Origin of the sequence: Paenibacillus sp. FSL P4-0338 (assembly GCF_038002365.1) — a bacterium.
In the GTDB taxonomy this organism is placed as follows: Bacteria; Bacillota; Bacilli; order Paenibacillales; family Paenibacillaceae; genus Paenibacillus_AQ.
In genome coordinates this window covers 3,094,991-3,113,981 of record NZ_JBBOCG010000001.1, presented here as the reverse complement: position 1 = coordinate 3,113,981, position 18,991 = coordinate 3,094,991, and the positions used below count along the sequence as shown (strand labels likewise).

General features: G+C 50.8%; 19 protein-coding genes. 10 read left to right on the top strand and 9 right to left on the bottom strand.

Annotated features, from left to right (window positions below):
* Positions 1 to 69 precede the first annotated feature (69 nt).
* Positions 70 to 921, bottom strand: a complete 852-nt coding sequence (locus tag MKZ07_RS13725) for an aldo/keto reductase (RefSeq protein WP_036699646.1) — start codon at positions 919 to 921, stop codon at positions 70 to 72.
* 185 nt (positions 922 to 1,106) lie between these two features.
* Here MKZ07_RS13725 and MKZ07_RS13720 point away from each other — a divergent pair, with 185 nt between their 5' ends.
* The 7 genes from MKZ07_RS13720 (at position 1,107) to MKZ07_RS13690 (ending at position 7,042) form a co-directional block, all read left to right on the top strand.
* The gene (locus MKZ07_RS13720) at positions 1,107 to 1,562 is read left to right on the top strand and encodes a MerR family transcriptional regulator (RefSeq protein ID WP_076154314.1); all 456 of its coding nucleotides are present in this window, start codon (positions 1,107 to 1,109) and stop codon (positions 1,560 to 1,562) included.
* 101 nt (positions 1,563 to 1,663) lie between these two features.
* Positions 1,664 to 2,080 carry an HIT family protein gene (locus MKZ07_RS13715; RefSeq protein ID WP_051493969.1) on the top strand — a complete coding sequence of 139 codons (417 nt, stop codon included), beginning with the start codon at positions 1,664 to 1,666 and terminating at the stop codon, positions 2,078 to 2,080.
* Positions 2,081 to 2,261: 181 nt separating this feature from the next.
* A complete protein-coding gene (locus tag MKZ07_RS13710; protein WP_341026150.1) occupies positions 2,262 to 3,110 on the top strand; it encodes a transporter substrate-binding domain-containing protein in 849 nt (282 codons plus the stop codon).
* A gap of 18 nt (positions 3,111 to 3,128) precedes the next feature.
* Positions 3,129 to 4,460, top strand: coding sequence for a CapA family protein (locus MKZ07_RS13705; RefSeq protein ID WP_076154316.1), 1,332 nt, complete (start codon positions 3,129 to 3,131; stop codon positions 4,458 to 4,460).
* A gap of 42 nt (positions 4,461 to 4,502) precedes the next feature.
* Positions 4,503 to 5,258 carry an amino acid ABC transporter permease gene (locus tag MKZ07_RS13700; protein WP_036699639.1) on the top strand — a complete coding sequence of 252 codons (756 nt, stop codon included), beginning with the start codon at positions 4,503 to 4,505 and terminating at the stop codon, positions 5,256 to 5,258.
* On the top strand, positions 5,258 to 6,007 hold the full coding sequence (locus MKZ07_RS13695) for an amino acid ABC transporter ATP-binding protein (RefSeq protein WP_341026148.1): 750 nt from the start codon (positions 5,258 to 5,260) through the stop codon (positions 6,005 to 6,007). The genes MKZ07_RS13700 and MKZ07_RS13695 overlap by 1 nt, the downstream gene beginning before the upstream one ends.
* A gap of 186 nt (positions 6,008 to 6,193) precedes the next feature.
* Entirely contained in the window at positions 6,194 to 7,042 is an 849-nt protein-coding gene (locus tag MKZ07_RS13690) for a hypothetical protein (protein WP_143804199.1), read from the top strand.
* Between the two features lie 194 nt (positions 7,043 to 7,236).
* On the opposite strand, the gene MKZ07_RS13685 is transcribed toward MKZ07_RS13690, so the two are convergent.
* Positions 7,237 to 8,271 carry a transcriptional regulator gene (locus tag MKZ07_RS13685; protein WP_341026147.1) on the bottom strand — a complete coding sequence of 345 codons (1,035 nt, stop codon included), beginning with the start codon at positions 8,269 to 8,271 and terminating at the stop codon, positions 7,237 to 7,239.
* Between the two features lie 16 nt (positions 8,272 to 8,287).
* The gene (locus tag MKZ07_RS13680) at positions 8,288 to 8,593 is read right to left on the bottom strand and encodes a helix-turn-helix domain-containing protein (protein WP_235218546.1); all 306 of its coding nucleotides are present in this window, start codon (positions 8,591 to 8,593) and stop codon (positions 8,288 to 8,290) included.
* 245 nt (positions 8,594 to 8,838) lie between these two features.
* Between MKZ07_RS13680 and hflK the strand changes: the two genes are divergently transcribed.
* Both hflK and hflC read left to right on the top strand, forming a co-directional pair.
* Complete coding sequence (gene hflK / locus MKZ07_RS13675; protein WP_076154368.1) at positions 8,839 to 9,882, top strand: FtsH protease activity modulator HflK; 1,044 nt, start codon at positions 8,839 to 8,841, stop codon at positions 9,880 to 9,882.
* Positions 9,879 to 10,748, top strand: coding sequence for a protease modulator HflC (gene hflC, locus MKZ07_RS13670; RefSeq protein ID WP_036699631.1), 870 nt, complete (start codon positions 9,879 to 9,881; stop codon positions 10,746 to 10,748). The genes hflK and hflC overlap by 4 nt, the downstream gene beginning before the upstream one ends.
* A gap of 72 nt (positions 10,749 to 10,820) precedes the next feature.
* Here the strand turns inward: hflC and MKZ07_RS13665 are convergent, their stop codons facing one another.
* From MKZ07_RS13665 to MKZ07_RS13640, 6 genes are all read right to left on the bottom strand, one after another.
* Positions 10,821 to 11,633, bottom strand: a complete 813-nt coding sequence (locus tag MKZ07_RS13665; RefSeq protein WP_036699629.1) for an undecaprenyl-diphosphate phosphatase — start codon at positions 11,631 to 11,633, stop codon at positions 10,821 to 10,823.
* Between the two features lie 36 nt (positions 11,634 to 11,669).
* Positions 11,670 to 12,263: a DedA family protein gene (locus tag MKZ07_RS13660; RefSeq protein ID WP_036699627.1), complete on the bottom strand. Its 594-nt coding sequence runs from the start codon at positions 12,261 to 12,263 to the stop codon at positions 11,670 to 11,672.
* 275 nt (positions 12,264 to 12,538) lie between these two features.
* Positions 12,539 to 14,578 carry a serine hydrolase domain-containing protein gene (locus MKZ07_RS13655; protein WP_036699625.1) on the bottom strand — a complete coding sequence of 680 codons (2,040 nt, stop codon included), beginning with the start codon at positions 14,576 to 14,578 and terminating at the stop codon, positions 12,539 to 12,541.
* Between the two features lie 117 nt (positions 14,579 to 14,695).
* Positions 14,696 to 15,997 carry an ATP-binding protein gene (locus MKZ07_RS13650; protein ID WP_036699621.1) on the bottom strand — a complete coding sequence of 434 codons (1,302 nt, stop codon included), beginning with the start codon at positions 15,995 to 15,997 and terminating at the stop codon, positions 14,696 to 14,698.
* Complete coding sequence (locus tag MKZ07_RS13645) at positions 15,984 to 16,739, bottom strand: LytR/AlgR family response regulator transcription factor (protein ID WP_036699618.1); 756 nt, start codon at positions 16,737 to 16,739, stop codon at positions 15,984 to 15,986. Before MKZ07_RS13645 ends, MKZ07_RS13650 begins: the two co-directional genes overlap by 14 nt.
* Positions 16,740 to 16,966: 227 nt before the next feature.
* Positions 16,967 to 17,494 (bottom strand): cupin domain-containing protein, encoded by a 528-nt coding sequence (locus MKZ07_RS13640; protein WP_341026144.1) that lies wholly within the window; start codon positions 17,492 to 17,494, stop codon positions 16,967 to 16,969.
* A 185-nt stretch (positions 17,495 to 17,679) separates the two neighbouring features.
* On the opposite strand from MKZ07_RS13640, the gene MKZ07_RS13635 reads away from it, so the two are divergent.
* The gene (locus MKZ07_RS13635; RefSeq protein WP_341026142.1) at positions 17,680 to 18,861 is read left to right on the top strand and encodes a hypothetical protein; all 1,182 of its coding nucleotides are present in this window, start codon (positions 17,680 to 17,682) and stop codon (positions 18,859 to 18,861) included.
* Positions 18,862 to 18,991 lie beyond the last annotated feature (130 nt).

Below are 18,991 nucleotides of genomic sequence, written 5' to 3'. Positions count from 1 at the left end.
GGTATGCCATAGACAAGAGGCCCATGCGACTATGCATGGGCCTTGTGCTGCTGAGATATGACGGAGCTTTTACAGCTCAACCCTCCAGTTGCCCAGCCGCTTGGCGATTTCCGGGTCCTGGTGGGAGAAGAACAGGCTCTCGCCTGTGTCGAGCGTAGCAATCTGAGCCATATCCTCTGCACTTAGCGCAAAATCAAAAATATCAAAGTTCTCGGCAATCCGCTCTGTACGCACAGACTTCGGAATCGCCACGATATCACGCTGGATAAGCCAGCGCAGAACAACCTGCGCGACGGATTTATTGTGCGCAGCGGCTATCCCGGTCAGCATTTCGTTGCTGAACAGGTTGTTACGCCCTTCAGCGAACGGTCCCCAGGACTGAATCTGCACACCCTGTTCCTTCATAAAAGGAGCGTTATTCGTCTGCTGAAGGAACGGATGTGTCTCCACCTGATTGACGGCAGGCACAATCTCGTTGTGGACGATGAGGTCCATCAGGCGGTCTGGCATGAAGTTGCTGACCCCGATTGCCCGGATTTTGCCTTCACGGTACAGTTCTTCCATCGCACGCCATGCTCCGTAATAATCGCCGAACGGCTGGTGAATGAGGTACAGATCCAAGTAATCCAGCTGCAGCTTCTTCAGGGACTTGGCGAACGCGAGCTTGGCACTCTCATATCCGGCATCTTGAATCCATAGCTTAGTGGTGATGAACAGCTCTTCACGAGGTACACCGCTGCGCTTGATGGCGCGGCCGACCGCCTCTTCATTCAGGTAACCGGCAGCAGTATCGATCAGGCGATAGCGTGCCTTAAGTGCCTCATACACTGCATTCTCACATTCTTCAGCATCTGGAATCTGATAGACACCGAAGCCGAGGATCGGCATAGTCACTCCATTATTTAAGGTTACAGTCTGCATGGTCTTGTCCTCCTAAGGTATATTTAGTGTAATGGCAACCGGCCAGATTTCCCGGATAACAGGTCCGGACAGCAGGCACCTCTGCGGGGATTCCGCTGGCTGCCGATTTGCTATACAATAAGCCTATCGCCTTCGTGTAACACGAAGTCAAGCAGGGCTTATTATTATTTTCAGGGAGGCATATTATGTATACTGTCAAAGAAGCTGCCGCTATGACTGGACTTACTGAGCATGCTGTACGCTTTTATACGGATAAAGGTCTGGTACCAAGCATTCAGCGTGATAAGAATAACATCCGGCTGTTCGATGACGAATCGATCAACTGGTTGTACGGGATTAGGTGCCTCAAGCAGACCGGCCTCCCCATTGAAAGCATCAAAACCTATGTCGATCTCTGCCTCGAAGGGGATTCGACGATTGCACAGCGTTTTGCCATGATGATGGAATACAGGGAAGCGGCACTCCTTCAGCTGGAAGAGGCCAAGCAGCGCGTTGCCCATCTGGAAGAGAAGGCCCTTCAATATCAGGCCATTCTGGAGCAGCGCATTCCCGACCTGACCAATCCCGGCAACTGGGGAAAGCTGCTGGACCAGGACGTTAAGGTTCCGGCGCGCCGGAAGAGAATGGTGCGGTCTTCTTAGGAGCCAGAGAGTTAGGAGTAAATGGGGTAAGCGCATTAGTGCACCGCATTTAATGAACGTGAGCAGTTAACTAGCTATCCTAGCAGAAAGAGGCGATCTGCATGACTATTTGTTTCATTTGTGAGAAGCAGCTGGGGAATACTCCCCAGCCGCCTGGGGGATATATATATGAAGATGAGCACTGGAAGGTATGTCATTTTCCTGCGGAGCAGTCCGTGCCAGGGCAACTGGTGCTGGAGTCGAAACGGCATCTGCTCGATTTCGCTGAGATGACTGAGGATGAAGCGGGTTCTTACGGGATTGTGGTGAAAAAATTAATATCGGCGCTTAAGCAGGTGGCGGGGGCTGAACGAGTCTATACCGTCATCATGGTGGATGGGGTTCCCCATTTCCATGCCCACTTCATTCCGCGATTGAGCCACAGCGCCAAAGGGGTTGCACTGATTTCCCAGCAGAACTCGTGTACCGAGGCAGAGGCGGAGGAGTTGGCCGGAAGAGTACGGCTTTTAATGAATTAGATCCATGCCCACCCCAGCCTCCCAATCGACTTCGTTCGTCAGGATTCGCCAAATCCTTTGCCCGTTCACCTTGACACCGTGTATACCCCATGACATAATAATTCCAGACTAAATGACTATGATAAGTTGGACATCATAGGACAACAAGAGAGAGCTTTTACTAGACGAGGGGGAAGTTATAATGAAGAAGAAATTTGTGCCAGGCGTTCTGATTGTACTACTCGGATTGGTTATTGCAGGCTGCGGTAATGCAACAAAGAATAACGCAGGCTCCGCTGAGACAAACGGCGCGGGAACAGGTACGAAGACTATCGTTGCTGCAACGAGTGGGGTAAGCAACCCTTTTAGCTACGAGAAGGACGGGCAGTTGACAGGTTACGATGTGGAAGTAATGAAGGCGATTTTCAAAGACCTTCCGGAATATAAGCTAGAGGTGCAGGCTATTGAATTCGAAGGGATTCTGACCGGCCTGGATAATGGACGCTTCCAGCTGGGGGCGAACAATTTCAGCTCCAACCCCGAGAGACGCGGCAAGTACAATTTCTCTCTCCCGATTATTGAGAATGCGAATGTATTCGTAGTCCGCAAGGACGATAATACCCTTAAGGCGGTAGAAGACCTGAAGGACTATAAAGCCGTAACAGAAGTAGGCAACTCCGGTGCCACCCTGCTGGAGAATTATAATGAAGCGAACCCGGATGCCAAAGCAGAGATTATCTATACCGACGAGAATTTCGTGAAGCAGTTCGAAGGTATTGAAGCCGGCAAGTACGATGTGCGCATCATTTCCCGTGTCTCTGCCGAGAAGGCTATTAAGGAACATGGTTTCACCAACCTGAAGGTGGTTGCGTTCTCTACAGAGAATAGTGATCCAGGATCTTATATTCTGCTCTCCAAGTCTGCGGACAGCACCCTGCTGGATACCGTGAACAAGAGAATCAAGGAAATGTATGCAGACGGCACCCTGCTGAAGATTAGCCAAGAGCAGCTTGGCGGCGACTATTTGCCTAAAAAAGAGCTAATGGAGTAACCGGAGGAAGGTGATCGCATGAAATTTCTAGTCTCGGGAGATGCATTATTCTCCAGCAGTAATTTATATAAGACGATGGACCCGGAGCTGCTGGCTCTTTTGCAAGGGGCCGATGAAGCTTTTACCAATGCAGAGTTCGTGACTCCGCGTCTGAATACCGCTCCGGCGGCAGGGCGCGGCTACCAGACCAGTGTGCGCCCCAAGGCGCTGGACGAATTCGGGAAGCTTAATATCCGTTATGTGAGCTTTGCGAATAATCATACGGGGGACTACGGGACCCAAGGTCTTGTGGACACGATCGAAGAGGCGGAAGCCCGTGGTCTGACCCCGCTTGGCGTGGGCATGAGCCTGCATGAAGCGCGCAAGCCGGTGTTCGTGGATACGCCAGACGGGCGAATTGCGATCATCACCATCGATGTGACGAGAAGCGAAGTGTTCGCAGCCTCGAACCCGGGAAATGGCGTTCCGGCACGTCCGGGCGTCAACCCGCTCCGCTGGTCGCGCACGTATGTCGTGAATGATCAGGACTTCAGCACCTTGAAGGAGATCAGTGAACGCATCGGCATCGCCTCCAGTATGGAGGAAGGCAAGCGGATTGAGACATATAAAAGCAAGTCGGAGAACCACTATGAATTCGGCTCGCTGTTTGAAGGCTATTTAACCTTCGAGAAGGGGGAACAGTCCCGCGTCAAGACGGCAGCGCATGAGCAGGATCAGCAGGAAATCTACCGCAGCATCCAGGATGCGGCGGAGCGCAGTGATTATGTTTTTGTCAGCCTGCATACGCATGAAGGGGAGAATGAGAACTGGTACTCCGATTATCCGGCAGAGTTCATTGAGACCTTCGCGCGGGGTGCGGTGGATGCCGGGGCGAGCTGTGTCTTCGGACATGGTGCCCACTTCACCAGAGGGGTGGAGCTGTACAAGGGGCAACCCATTTTTTATAACATAGGCAGTCTGTTCATGGAGTTCGAAGCAGGAGAGTCGATTGTATCTCCGGAGATGTTTACCGCCTACGGGTATGCCGAGAATGAAGCTCCATCTACCCTGCACAAGAACAGAACCAAGGACAGCGAAGGGAACTGGCAGGGCTTCTACAGCGACCGCAAGTTCTCGGAGAACTTCCTGGTCATGTTCGATCTGAGTGTAGAGGACAAGCGGTTCAGTTATGAGCTGATTCCGATTGATCTCAGACTGACCCATGAGACAGTGACGAAGCGCGGGCTTCCGGTACTGGCTTCGGATGAAGCGGCGGCTTCCCTGGTGGAGCGGCTGAATGCGGTAAGCAACGAACGGTATCATACTGAAATTATCTATGAGGGCAGACGGTTGACCGTCAGACCGTGTTAGAGCGTCGCCCTGTAAATTGAACGTGGAAGGAAGTCAATCGGTATGGGAGAGATTTTTGATATCAACGCGGTGTTCTCAGCGATTCCTCGCCTGTTAGAGGTCCTTCCTGTGAGTCTGCAGATTACGGTCATCTCGATGATCGTCGGCCTTGTGTTTGCCCTGCTGTTCGCCATTATCCGTATGCGCCGAATTCCCGTGCTAAGCCAGCTAGTCACACTGTTCATCTCGTTCATTCGTGGAACGCCGATCATTGTGCAGCTGTATCTGACTTATAACGGAATTCCGTTGTTACTCAAATTCATTAATCAGCAGTACGGGACGGATTATAATATCAATGCCATTCCGGCGATGATCTTCGTGCTGGTCACCTTCGCATTTAATGAAGCGGCGTACAACTCGGAGACGATCCGTGCGGCGCTGCAGTCGGTGAATAAGGGCCAGATCGAGGCCGCTGAATCCCTGGGGATGACGTATCTTCAGGTGCTGAGAAGAGTCATCGTTCCGCAGGCGCTGGTGGTGGCAATTCCGCCGCTGGGCAATGCCCTGATCGGACTGCTCAAGGGGACCTCCCTGGCCTTCGTTGCGGGAGTGATTGAAATGACGGCCAAGGGGAAAATTATCTCGGGCAGCAATTTCCGCTTCTTCGAGGTGTATCTCGCGCTGGCTATCATCTACTGGGTCATGACGATTCTGATTGAGCAGCTTCTCCGGTTTCTGGAGAAAAGGTTCTCCATTCCAGATTCCGCTGCCGGTGCTATGAACCGCGGCTGGTTCTCTTGGGGAAGGAGAGAGATCTGATGATTAAGGTAAGCCATTTATCCAAGTCTTTTCACGGTAATCTGATTCTGGACGATCTCTCCGTTGAGATTAACAAAGGGGATGTTGTGGCCATCATCGGTTCGTCCGGTGCGGGCAAGTCTACCTTCCTGCGTTCGCTCAATTGTCTGGAGCAGGCGGACCAAGGCACGCTGGATCTAGAAGGCTTCAAGGTCGATTTCAGCACGATTACGAACAAGCAGCGGCTGGAGCTGCGGAAGCAGACAGCGATGGTGTTCCAGCAATTCAATCTGTTCCAGCATCGGACGGCGCTGGATAATGTGAAGGAAGGCCTGAGGATTGTGAAGCGGATGAACGACCGCGAGGCCGCGCAGATTGCACAGGAGCAGTTGGAGCAGGTAGGTCTTGCTGACCGTGCTAATTATTATCCGAAGCATCTGTCCGGCGGTCAGCAGCAGCGGGTGGGCATTGCCCGCGCGCTCGCGATGAATCCGAAGCTGTTGCTGCTGGACGAGCCGACCTCAGCGCTTGACCCCGAGCTGGTGGGCGAGGTGCTGCAGACAATCAAGAAGACCGCCGCCACAGGTCAGACGATGATTCTCGTCTCGCATGAGATGAGCTTTGTATATGAAGTAGCGAATAAGGTGCTTTTCTTGGACAAGGGCAAGATTGTCGAGGAGGGAACGCCGGACGAGGTGTTCAATCATCCGAAATCCGAGCGGGCTAAGGAGTTCCTGCAGAACTACTTCCGCAATAAGTCGAGTATTTAAGAGCATATAGTAAAACCCCCGGAAAGGGCGCAGGTTTGCGCTTTTCCGGGGGTTTTTGGCTATGCTGTTCGATTCGATTTGAAAGAGTCAAGTTAAACACTATTTTTATATATGGTGATATTTTTCATGTGCAACAGTCTCCTTTTTTAGATATAATTTCCTTGAAACAAGGAGGGATTGTTATTTATGAGAAAAATTATCAAGATTGCAGTTGCATGTACATTTTTATTAAACCTAGCTTTTGCATCTACTATATTAGCAGCTCCAATCGACAAAAGTAATTTGAAAGAAGTCCAAACGTTGGATGGAGGTAAGTCATGGGTAGGAGAATGGAATGGGGATGATACAATTATTGTTGACTCTCAGGGTAATGTTATGACCGTTAGAGATGTGAGAGAAACATCAAGCTCTAGACCCACTGTGAACCCGAATATTATTAGAGATAGATTGCTTGCACCAGAATCAATTCAACCCGAATTTGAAGTCCCAAACGAATCTTTTGCCGCCTTGGTATCCGCCTATGGTCATGCATGGTCATACCAAGCCGAAAATAGTAGTGGAGTGAACTGCTATGCCTATGCAACAAAATATCCGTATTGGATTAACCCTGGAGACGGTGACGGCGTATCCAATCAAGGTGATGCGCAATACTATACAAATGTCAATTATACCGCAAATCAAGTTATACAGGATGGAAATACTAATCCTCTTTATTTCAAATCAGGTTGGAGAATACTCTCAAGTAGAACTGCAGCTGTTAATAGTGATGAACATAGAATTGCTTTACGCATTGGCTGGGTTGATACAAATGGTAACGGCAAAGTTGATCTTCCTGATTACCTGGGTATGGGTGGCGACCTTGTTGACTATCATTTTATGTTACAGAATAGTAATGGTTTGTGGTCAGAAAAACATGGTGAACAACCTTCGCAAAACACTGCAATATCAGATCCAAGCAGTATAGTGTGGAATAATGGCCCTTACTATAATTTCTATACGAGTGCAACAGTTTATATTGCAGCAAAAGTTCATTGAAAAGTTTACTAATCAACTTTCGCAGCATGAAATCGGCAAGAAGAACTTGATGTAGTTGGGTAGCGGCCCCGAGAGTTCTTGCAGAATTATTTCCGTAATAAGACGAGGAATTAACCCGGATAGGTAAAACCCCCGAGAAAACGCTAAATGGCGCTTCTCCGGGGGTTTTTGGTGTGCAGAAGAAGTTAATAGCCTTACAAGTATGGTCCTATTTGAAGGTTGTATTGTACTTGTGCTTTCTCATCTGCTTGATCCCGATGTTTTCCAAACAGATCAGCACATTTGATCGCTGTACTTTCGTTATTAATTCTAGCAGATGATTCTAGGCTTTGTATGATAAATTGGATGCCTTCTTTGCGCTTGTTGTGTAGATGATAAGCTGCTAATTCTGCAAGGAATTTGGTATGCTGATCTGACATAATCTGCTGGTTATAACCGCCAAACTCTGTAGCATATGTCTGATATGGGATAAAGTTAGCAAATCGTTCCAGAATATAATCAACATTCCATCCGTAGCGGTTAGCCGATGTTAAGATATTAGATAAAGCAACGAATATCTCATCACTTTGAGGTGAGATATGATCGACATACTCTGAAAGAACTTCCTGTTGACCTGACATGACCTGATAGAGCAAAGTATTTGCTGTACCCCACTCCTGAAACTGAGCTACAGTCCTTCTTGCATCTTCATCATCTTTGGATACCCAGCTTGCATCTGTGTAGAGCGTGACGAACTTTAGTGCTGATGTATAATCATGATGTTCCTCACATATACTTGCGCGCATTAGATGAGAGTAATAAATATAGAAACATAGTGGTTTTTCAGGTTTTTTCTCGTCAGTCATCCTGCGATTTGATTTACGTTGAAGATTATAACGAAGCATAGCCAGATGGAGCATATCCTGAGCTAATTTATCTGCTTTTGCCCATTTATGTAGTGAATAATACACATTTACTAAGTTTTTAATCCCATCCAACTGATCCGCCTCATCCAGCCTGTTCAAATAACATTCAAAGATATGCGCCGCCTGCAGATTCCGGGTCTGATCGTCGCCAAGGGCGATCCGGAAGAGGCGGTACTGGCACACCGCCAGCCGCTCGGAGTTCTGGTATTTCTCACAGTCGCTCACATTCTTGTAGAGCAGAGCCGCAGCTTGCCATTGCCCCTCCTGAAATAGCCCCTCAGCTACTTCAAACAACATGGGAGCGTAGGTCAGCTTCTCCAGCAATTGCTGAACCACCTGTTCAATGCAATCCAGACGCCCAAGCTCGGCTGAACGCAAAAGAAACGGCCTCAAACGCCGCCAGGTGGGGGGGGGAGTGAAGAGAACATTCGTCTACATATAAGCTGTAGAAGTGGTCCTCTGGCAGCTCCATCCCTTGGGTAATCCGTACCAGATGGTCCATAGCAATAGGCTGCTGACCCTTAAGCAACCGGCTAAGTGTTCCTGAATTAATACCCGTGTGAATGGAGAATTGATGAATGGACATCCCCTGCTGAGACAGATACATTGCCAATGCATCTCGAATTGTGGCAATCGTTGCGACCATGAATACACCACCTGACTGGATTCCAAAAAATATTTATAGTTGTAATAATATTCTATAATATTCCAATGGTCAATATTTCAAATGAGTACAAACAGTGAAATAGTGGCAATTGACAGAGAGAAACGCAGCAAAATGAAGAAAGCTTGAACAAAACTGAATTAGTTGCGACTTTTTTGTTTTATTACCGTATATATACCTTTATTACGACTAAAATACGCCAAAAGGAGCGATGCATCTTGAATTTCATGAACCAGAATGGCGATAATATCCCAGGGTTCAAGCTGCCGAAGTTGAAGCCGGGCATGTACAAAAGGATAGGGGTGGGGGTAGCGGCTGCGGCTGTACTTTTGTATATCGGCGCCACCTCATTTTATACGGTGCAGGAGCAGGAACGTGCGGCTATTCTGACCTTCGGCAAGTATACGAGTGAGAGCTCAGCCGGGCTTCATTTCAAGTGGCCCTATCCCATCCAGGATGTAATTACCGTGCCTGCGGAACTGACCCAGCGGATTCATATCGGATACCGCCAGGAGTCGGATGGAGCGGTGCCGGTGGATGATGAAGCCATGATGATTACGGGCGATGAGAATATTGTCTCTGCCGATGCGGTAGTCCAGTGGAAGATCAGTAATATCCGTGATTACCTGTATAACATTGATGACCCGGACAAATTCCTGCGTAACTCGGCCAGCTCCTCGATCCGTGCCGTGATTGGTTCTGAGAAGCTGGACTATGCGATTACCGACGGGAAGACGGTCATTCAGGATAAGGTCCGCGTGCTGCTGGTGGATCTGCAGAAGAAATACAACACCGGCATTCAGATCATCGATATCAAGTTCCAGGATATTGAGCCGCCAAGCGGCCAGGTGGAGGAAGCCTTCCGCGAGGTGACGAATGCCCGTGAAGAGAAGAATACGAAGATCAACAACGCCAAGAAGTATGAGAACGATATCATTCCGAAGGCGCGCGGTGAAGCGCAGGCCCTGCTGGAGCGGGCCGAAGGCGAGAAGAAGTCGCGTATCCTGAATGCGCAGGGGGATGTGGCGCGGTTTAATGCGATTTTTGCAGAATATGCCAATAATCAGAGTGTCACCGAGAGCCGGCTAGTTCTGGAGACCCTGGAGACGATTCTGCCTAACGCCAAGATCTTCATTACGAACTCGAACAGTGACACTGTGAACTATCTGCCGCTAAATGAGCTGATGCGCAGCACCAAGGATAGCACCTCTGCTCCTGCCGCTGTGAATCCGGCGCCTTCAGCCGCACCGCAAGGAGGAGATGCCAAGTGAAAAGAAACCCGATCATCCTATTGATATCATCTATCGTTCTAATTATTCTGCTGGCTGGCTCTATGTACATCGTGAAGGAAGGGGAATATAAGGTTGTTCTCCGTTTCGGTGAAGCGATGCGTGCGGTGGAGGAGCCGGGGCTGAAGTTCAAGCTTCCTTTTGTCGAGAATGTCTCGGAGCTTCCCAAGTATCAGATGACGTACGAGAGCTCGCCGACCAGCATTCTGACCAAGGACCAGAAGCCGATTGTGGTCGATAATTATACCGTCTGGAGAATCACCAACGCCTCGCAGTTCCTGAGAACCGTGCAATCGGTCAGCGGCGGGGTCCAGCGTATCGATGAAGCGGTCTACAACTCGGTGCGCCGTAAGCTGTCGGAGGTCAACTATGAGAATATCATCAGTGAGGATACCGGACGGGGCAATATTAACGATGAGATTACTAAGGACGTAGTAGCCGCTTTGACACGGGATAACTACGGTATAGAAGTCATTGATGTACGGATCAAGCGTACCGACCTGCCGGAAGAGAACAAGCAGAGCGTGTACAACCGGATGATCTCGGACCGTCAATCCATTGCTGCACGTTATCTGTCCGAAGGGGACGAGGAATCCCGGAAGATCACCTCCAAGGCGGACCGTGCCTCCCGGGAGCTGATGGCCCAGGCTGAAGCCGACTCGAAGAAGATTATCGCCGAAGGCGAAGGGGAAGCCGCCAAGATCTATAACCTGGCCTATGGCAAATCTCCTCAATTCTATAGCTTCTACCGTACGTTGCAGAGTTATGTGACCACGCTGAAGAATGAGCCGGTCATCATGATCCCGATCGATTCGCCTTATGCGAAGATACTGATGGGACAACAATAGTGTAATAAATACAAGAGCAGCACTCCTCCTATATGGAAGAAGTGCTGCTCTTTGGTTTGAGAGTATGTGCTTTTACATGAAAATCAGCAGCAACGTACCCGCTACGAAGCAGTAGTATGAAAAGTAAATCAGATTGCCCTTCGCCATAATGCCGATGAACCAGCGCATGGCATAGTAGGTGGCGACGAGGGTGGTGAGGAAGGCGATCAGGTAGGGCATCGCCAGCGCCGCACGGTTCGGATCATTCGCGATATCGGATGCGCCGAGGATCAGGCCCCCGATACTGATCGGAATGTACAGCATGAAGGAGAACTTCAGGGCGGTCTCCTGCTTCATCCCTACGGCAATCGAGGCAATCACGGTTGAACCGGAACGGCTGATCCCTGGAATCAGCGCTACGGCCTGGGCCAGCCCGACGATGATGGCATCCTTCACTTTGAGATTGCCGTCTCTTTTCTGGCCGCGCAGATTGCGGATCAGCCAGAGGGCAACCCCTGTAACAAGTAAGCTGATGGATACGGTATGTACAGAGGTGAAGACGCGTTCGATCGTATCCTTGAAGAATACGGCAGCAACCGCTGCAGGGATTGTGCCGATAACGATGTAGATACAGAACATGAATTCGGACCGGTACTTCGTATCGCGCGTCTTCAGATAACGGAAGAACCCTGTGATTAAGTCCATGATATCTTTGCGGAAAATAAAACAGATGGCGATCAATGAAGCCGTATTCGTTAAGATTTCAAAAGAGAGTCCATTCTGCTTCATCCCAAGCAGCCGCTGGGCAATGATTAAGTGCCCGCTGGAGGAGACGGGAATCGGTTCCGTCACCCCCTGTACGAGGCCTAACAGTAAGTAATTTAGCCAATTGTACCAGTTTTCCATGATTTCCTCCTGAATTTGAACTGCAAATAATGTGGATTAAGCCTGCCGTCTCCGGTACCGCTTGGAAAAGACGTACAGCCCGAAGCCGAGCAGGAACAGGGTTGCCGCTGGAAGAATGTATGGCTTGACGATCTCATCCACATGCTCCCATTGTGAGCCCAGCTTGTAGCCCAGATAGACATAGATCGAAGTGATCGGCAGCATGGCCAGGAAGGTATACAGACTGAATTTGAACACATTCATTTTGGCAATCCCGCAAGGGATGGAGATCAGCGTTCTCACACCTGGAATGAAGCGCCCGTAGAAGGCCACACCGCTGCCGTATTTCTCAAAAAAACGGTCGGAAGCGTCCAGGTGATGCGGGCGGATGAACAGATACTTGCCGTATTTATTCACCATAGGTCTGCCCCCGAACCGGCCAAGGGCATACAATGTCAGCGGACCGAGGGTGCCGCCGACCGTACCGGCCAGAATGGTCAGCAGAAGCTTCATATCCCCCAGATACACCCAATATCCGGCAAGCGGAAGCACGATTTCAGCAGGCACAAATTCAAAGGATAAGGCGATCATGATTCCGGCATACGACAAATCTTTGAAAAAAAGTATAAACTCCGTAATCCATTCTGTCATGCATTTCTCTCCCTTCTCAAACAAAAAGCCCCCTATTTAAAGGGGGCAGTCTCATCAACTGTCAGCACCCTCTCATCTTTGCAAGGCATCCGGGATGCCTCTAGTGCTGTGACTTATATGCTTATAGCATGCCGGTCACAGCGGTATCATCGGGCGAAGCCCTCCACCGAACTCTGGATAAGAGTATTATTCAATTTGATAACATTAAAACACAACTGTAACCCATTAAGCAAGTTTGGGAGAAGGGAGAAATTTTGGATGAAAAGTTGAAAGCGTTATCTCAGCTCGATCTTAAACACATCGCCCGCCTGCCCGCCGAAGACTGCCATTCCGCCTTGCGGCAATTGGACTGAAGGTTTTTTGCTAACTTTGGAGTGGCTTACAATCATCCCGTCCGCATCATAGACAACGTATCCGCCGCTTGGGGGAGCTGTAACGGTCATGGTTTTGCCGGCCGCCTTCTTATCGATCTTGAACCAGACGCTCTGGCCGCCCGCAGGAACGGTGCTGGTAGAGGCCGGCCCTCCGTAGATCGGCTTCACGGCATCCCCGCTGATATAAGCATTGCCGTCGATGGTTAAATATTCGGCACCGTTCTGCTTGGAAAAGGTCAGATCGAAGGCATCCCTACCGTTCATGACCGGGATTTCAGCCGCATTGACGGCGGTGTTCTCGTCCACAATCCGCGTCCCGGTGGCGTAGCCCTGTTCAATCTTCACAGTCTTCGTCAAGATGGAAGGGGAGAGGTAGAAGAAAGAATTGATTTTCTCATCCACAGCGTAGTAATGCTTCCCGTCTCTCTGTGCCCAAGCCTGCTTCGTAGAAGCTTTCAGCGGATTAGCATCCAGCTTCTGATACTCGTACGTGACCATCAGCATTTGACCGATACCGGGGATAGTTAAGTGGGTGTTCAGCTTCAGATAGGTTTTGCCGTTCTTCTGCTTATCGAAGCTCACAGCGGCACTGCCGTCCGGGCTCGTGAACTGTCCCTTGCCGGTATAGATATACTTCTGTGCAGGAATCAGACCGCCCTCCAGCTCAGGCAGGTTGAGTGCTCCATTCTTAATGGCTATGGCAGTGGTTGCGCCGACAGTACCGTATAATCCCGAATAGGCTTCCAGCTCGGCAGGCATAGCCGCTTTGACGGGAGGAGTGAAGGTGGCGTCCGGCAGAATCTGCTTAATCTTCTCGGTATCCTTCAGGTAGGCCAGCAACACATTGGTGGCGAAAATGGTGTTATAGATTGAGCTTCCTCCTGAAGAGAGCACCGCGATGGAGATATCGGATTCCGGCAGGGTAATCAGGTCAGCGTGATACATGATGGTATCTCCGCCTTTGGATAAGGCCTTGATTCCGTAATCACCGAATGGTGCCAGATCTACGGCATCCCAGCCCAGACCGTAATTGAAGCTGTTTCTCTCCTCAGGCACCCAGAGCCCGTTCTTGTATTCAGGCTGCTGCATCGCTGTAGCGGAGGCTTTTGACAGAACATCCGGGTGCTTGCCGTTCAGCATCTCGGCGAATGTAGTCAGATCCTCGGCTGTGGAATAGAGGCCGCCTGCTCCGAGGATATTGGCATTCTCGCTAGGCAATGCCTGCGTTAGACCAGGGAAGTAGGTCTTGGCGAGCTGCTGCCGGTTAAAGGTGTCCAGCGGCGTCTTGGTGGAGCTTAGCTTCAGCGGAGTGCTCATGTGCTGATCCAGGAACTCTGTATAGCTGCTGCCGGTCACCTGCTCAATCATCAGCTCCAGCAGTTGAAAGCCGTCATTGCAATATACGGAATATGCGCCGGGATCAGATTTGAGCCGCTCAGACTGAAGCCTTGTCAGCAGGTCATCATGATTCTGTGTATCGCTATCATCCATCAGAATGCTGTTCCCGTAGTGGCTGCCGTACAGGCCCGAGGAATGGTTCATTAACATGCGGGGTGTAATCTTCTTGTAGCGCTCATCGGCCATCTTGAACTGCGGCAGATACGTAGTCAGCGGCTGGTCGATGTCAATGATCTGATCTTCGGCAAGCATCATCGTGGCTGCGGAGACATGCATTTTGCTGACGGAGCCGATGCCGAACATGGTATCCTTCGTGATGGGAGTTCCGGCTGCCTTATCGGATACACCGAAGCCGCCCGACATTGTAACCTTGCCCTGGTCCCGGACGGCATACTGGAGTCCGCTTACTCCGTAATCGGATAAGATCTTCTTACCCAGCTCCTGCGCTTTGGCCTGCGCTGCCGTCTCCTTCTCCTGCGCCGACACCTGGGCTGCGGGCATCACCAGCATGGCCGCCAATACGACTGAAGTTAACTTGTTCATCATGAATTCCTCCTCTTGTGTCTCTTAGGTAATCTTCCTGAAGTTATCATACAGGCAGAAGAGAGGAGCATGGCCTGAATAACCCTGAAACGCGGATTACGATCCCTTAAGCGCATTTTATATAGAAGCTTCGCGCGAGAAGGGGAGGACCACCATATTGTTGAATTCCCGATGCCCGGCCTCAATCGTCATATTGCCGCCGTACTTCTCGCAGATTCTGGATATATTGGTCAGACCGATGCCATGGTATTCCGGGTCCGGCTTCCGGCTCTGCAAAGAGGTAGTCTCCGGGGCGGTATGATTCAGGATGCGTATGAACAACGCGGATTCACTGGAGTGCATCTGGATCAGAATGTAGCGGTCCTCGGCCAGCCGTACTTTTTTGGAGGCTTCAATGGCATTATCCAGCATATTGCCCAGCACAACGCACAGGTCATAACGGTCGATGTGAAGCTCCCCAGGCAACAGCTTAAGCCGGGTATCGATGCGGATGCCGTTCGCTTGTCCGATATTCAACGTGTTCGTGACCAGCGCATCCACCGCCAGATGGCCGGTGTTGACCCGCTGGTAGGCATCCTCTACTTTATTCAGCGTAAGCTTGATATGCGCAAGAGCCGCCGCCGGATCATCCCGCCGGATACACTCTTCAATGTAGAGGAACTGCTGATGGGTATCGTGGATGATTCTTTTGATCGACTTGAAGCTGTGCACCGTCTTCTCATAGTTGGCGTCCTGATAGTTCATCTGGTGCTGGAGCTGGGCGTTCTCATGCATGAACTGGAATTTGTCCGTTATCGTATCGAAGATATAGACAATCATCACATTCAGGAACAGGAAGCCGAGAATCGCAAAGAAATAATAGAAATCCTTCGTGCTGTTAACCGTAAGAATGTTGATCTGATAGGTGCTGATGAGCGGGACGAGCAGGAACATCACATAATACCGGTAGGGCAGGGATACGCTTCGGCGCTTGGAGATCAGCCGGATGATCTGAATCACCGGGAACATAATAATGCAGCTCAGGATCAGCCCCTTGATGAAGGCCGGCCGGTCAATCCCCGTACCCCCGTCCATGCTGGTGTAGTCTACCGAATCTATCATTGAGAAAATATACAGCGAGATAAAGCTGACCACCGTCATCAGCACAGCGTACAGCATGGAGAAGATCACCTGCGTCTTCATCTCCACCTTATAGGCTTGCGCCATACTGAAGATCATCAGCAGGGCTACGCCGGAGGAGAATAGAGGGGACAGCGGGCTGACCAGGTAGAGGAAGCAGAGCACCCCGTAGATGAGGAAATAAATGATCCGGTTAGGCTTCCTGGCGGACTTATCAAATACAGAGGCAAAGAAGAATTGGGTCTGAAAGCACATCACCAGCACCACACAGACGACAAGGGTCAGATTATAGTGTGTCATAGGAGCTGCCCTTCATGATCATGAATTTGGTGTAGAAGTCCTTAACCTCTTTGATTTTGGACCGGCCGATCGGGAACTCCTGCCCGCCCGACATCAGCACGGAGCCGCCCGCGAACTTGTGGACATGCAGCAGATTGATAATAATCGAACGGTGGATATGCAGGAAATGGCTGTCCCGCAGTGCTGAAGCGTACTCTGCAATAATTCCTCTGGTCTCATAGATTCCCGTGGTGGTAATTACATTCAGCTTGCTCTTGACCGTCAGGCTCTTAGCCGCCTCAATCCCGATAATATCATCATGCCGCAAGACGACCTCCTCATACCCGGACTTAATGACCATGAACTTCTTATCCTGGGCCTGGAAGTAATCACACAGCTTAAGAATTTTCTCCTCCAGGAGCTGCGGGGCGACGGGCTTGATCAGATACTGGAAGGTAATCACGTCGAAGCTCTCCACCATATATTCAGGGTAGCTGGTCAGGAAGATAATCTGTTCGTCAAAATGCTTCCGGCTTCTCAAACGGCGCGCCGCCTGAATCCCGTTCATACCTCCCATCTCCACATCCAGTATCAGGATATGGAAGGGGGCTCCGCCCCGTTCATAGTGGGAGATTAACTTCTCTCCCGAGGGAAACAGCTCGATTTCAAATTCGGTATCCGTCTTGACGGACAAGCCGACCAGAATCTTCTTCACCAGCTCCCGCTGCTGTTCTTCATCCTCACATACCGCTACCCGATACATCCAAGAGTCCCCCTTCACTTCCGGCTCCATGCCTAAGCAGATATTTGTACACAACATTATATAGTATTGTCCAGGGGAATGAGCGGATCAGGGGCCAAACGCATAAGTTAATCCCTGGACTGCAAAAGCGGAGCGGTGAACATCCGGAGATCAAGGCGAACGCTACGCTTGGTACGCGGGTCGTTCCGCCCGCTCCGCTGTTTAAGCGTATGGCTCAGGCACTGCTGCTACTTCCACAGCCGCAGCAGCGGCCCTGTTTCGCCATAGACGGGATCACGCTCCGGCAGCGGGACTTCGCGGATCTCGAGGAGCGCCGCAGCGAAGTCGTCTGCATTGGCCTGGCGGGTGTTATAGTCCATGCCGCCGGGATATGCGCCTGCAATACGGAAGTCCGGCGTGGCCGAGAGCTTCTTGTGTGCCGTCCCGGCAGGCAGCGCCACAACATCACCGGCCTCAACTTCGGCGGTGTATCCGGCATCTCCGCCAAGCTGAAGGCTGGCGCTGCCGGAGATCACGCCCAGCACCTCATGCGCATTGCTGTGATAGTGGTGATAGGGGAAGACGCCATTCACCCAGCTATTCAGCCAACCATTGTTATTGAAGATCTGTTCTGTGTCTTCCGGGTGGTCCCGGAGAACACCTTTGTACAGCACGGCGGCAAGCTGAGGATTGTTCGGGAGCAGGCCATCAGCGTGGAAGCTGAGCTTGATTATAGATTCATCTTGCTCACGGCTTGTTGAATGATGTTCTGGCATAACGGATCATCTCCTTTGTATATAGAATTACCCTGATGCTTGTAATGCACACCATGGCTTTATGGGAGGGATATTTTTTCTTTGAATGGCGCTATTTCCTGCGCTTGACCTGCTTGTAAAAGGGTAATTGATGGCATGCAGTGTAACATAGCTGTTATAGAGGGTTGTAAAAGGGAGGGATTATAGTGAGAATTATCCGTAAAATCAGTACCCTGCTGGCGGCCGCGCTGCTGCTGCCTGCCATTCTGGTGCCGCCGGGGGCAGAGGCTGCTCCGGTACAGGCGAAGGCTGCGCCGGCCGGGACGGTGGCCGCTGCCGCTTCAGCGGCCCAGAGTCCGGTAACGAACGGCCTGGTGCCCCTGACGGGGGCCATCAATGGAAATCTGCCGATCCATATGTCCATTAAGGTGGAGAGCGGGGGCAAGCTGACCGGCAGTTATTATTATGATAAATACAAAAAGACGATCAGACTCACCGGCAATGTCAACGGTAAAATCGCCCATATGTATGAGTATGATGCCAAGGGCAAGGAGACCGGTCATTTCCAGGGCTGGTGGATTCCCGGCACCGGATTCGCCGGGGTATGGAGCAATCCGGACGGTACCCGCCAGCTTCCGGTAGAGGCATTGACGTCTGCCGCCGCAGCGAGCTCCAAGGTGCCATCCGCTGCGGATTGGCAGGGGGAATGGTATATGCAGAGTCAATCGCCTTTCTATGGATCTTATGTTGAATTCAGCAACGTCAAGAGCGATAAGCTGGTCTTCTCTATCGATGCCTACGATGGAGCCCATTCCGGCCAGTTGCATGAAGAATCGGCAGTGGTCCGCAAACGGATGGCCGTCTACAAGGAAGAGGACGGTTCAGTGGTCTTCTTTTATCTGCTGAACGGCAGCCTGCATGTAACCAGCCCTTCGCCGGTGTATTCTGCCGGTGCTAATGTAACCTACACCGGCCAGTATACAAGAGACCCGCAAGAGAACGTCTACACTCTGAGGGACACTGGTGTCTTCAAGACAGCGGCAGATGACAAAGCCTTCCGTAAACTGGTAGGGGAAGATTATGACTTGTTCCTGTACAGTATGCAGCTGCTGGATGAGCCGAAGGATCTGGACGGCAAGGGTGCGCGGGTGGTGCGGGGTGGCGTGAGAGGGCTGTTCACCCTTACGGAAGCCATCATCATGTATGATAAGCAGGGCCATTTCTGGGCGGCTGCGCTTGATTCGGATGAAGCCTCTGATTCAGACGAGGTTCCTGAGACCTTCGTGCGGTTCTATACGAATGTGTCCGGCACCAGCAAGCTGCCGAAGACCATGGTGAAATGGATGGAGGCTTTTCCTGATTACGCAGTAGTCTATATGAATTTCTGAACACGCCAGAGCGTTTTAAGTTCCCTGTAATGGGTACTAGAAAAGAGTGAGGGTCCGTCTGGCATGGGTAGCTACTGCACGAGAACCAGTGTACACCGGTTATGTCAGCGGATTCACATGTCCTGCAGCC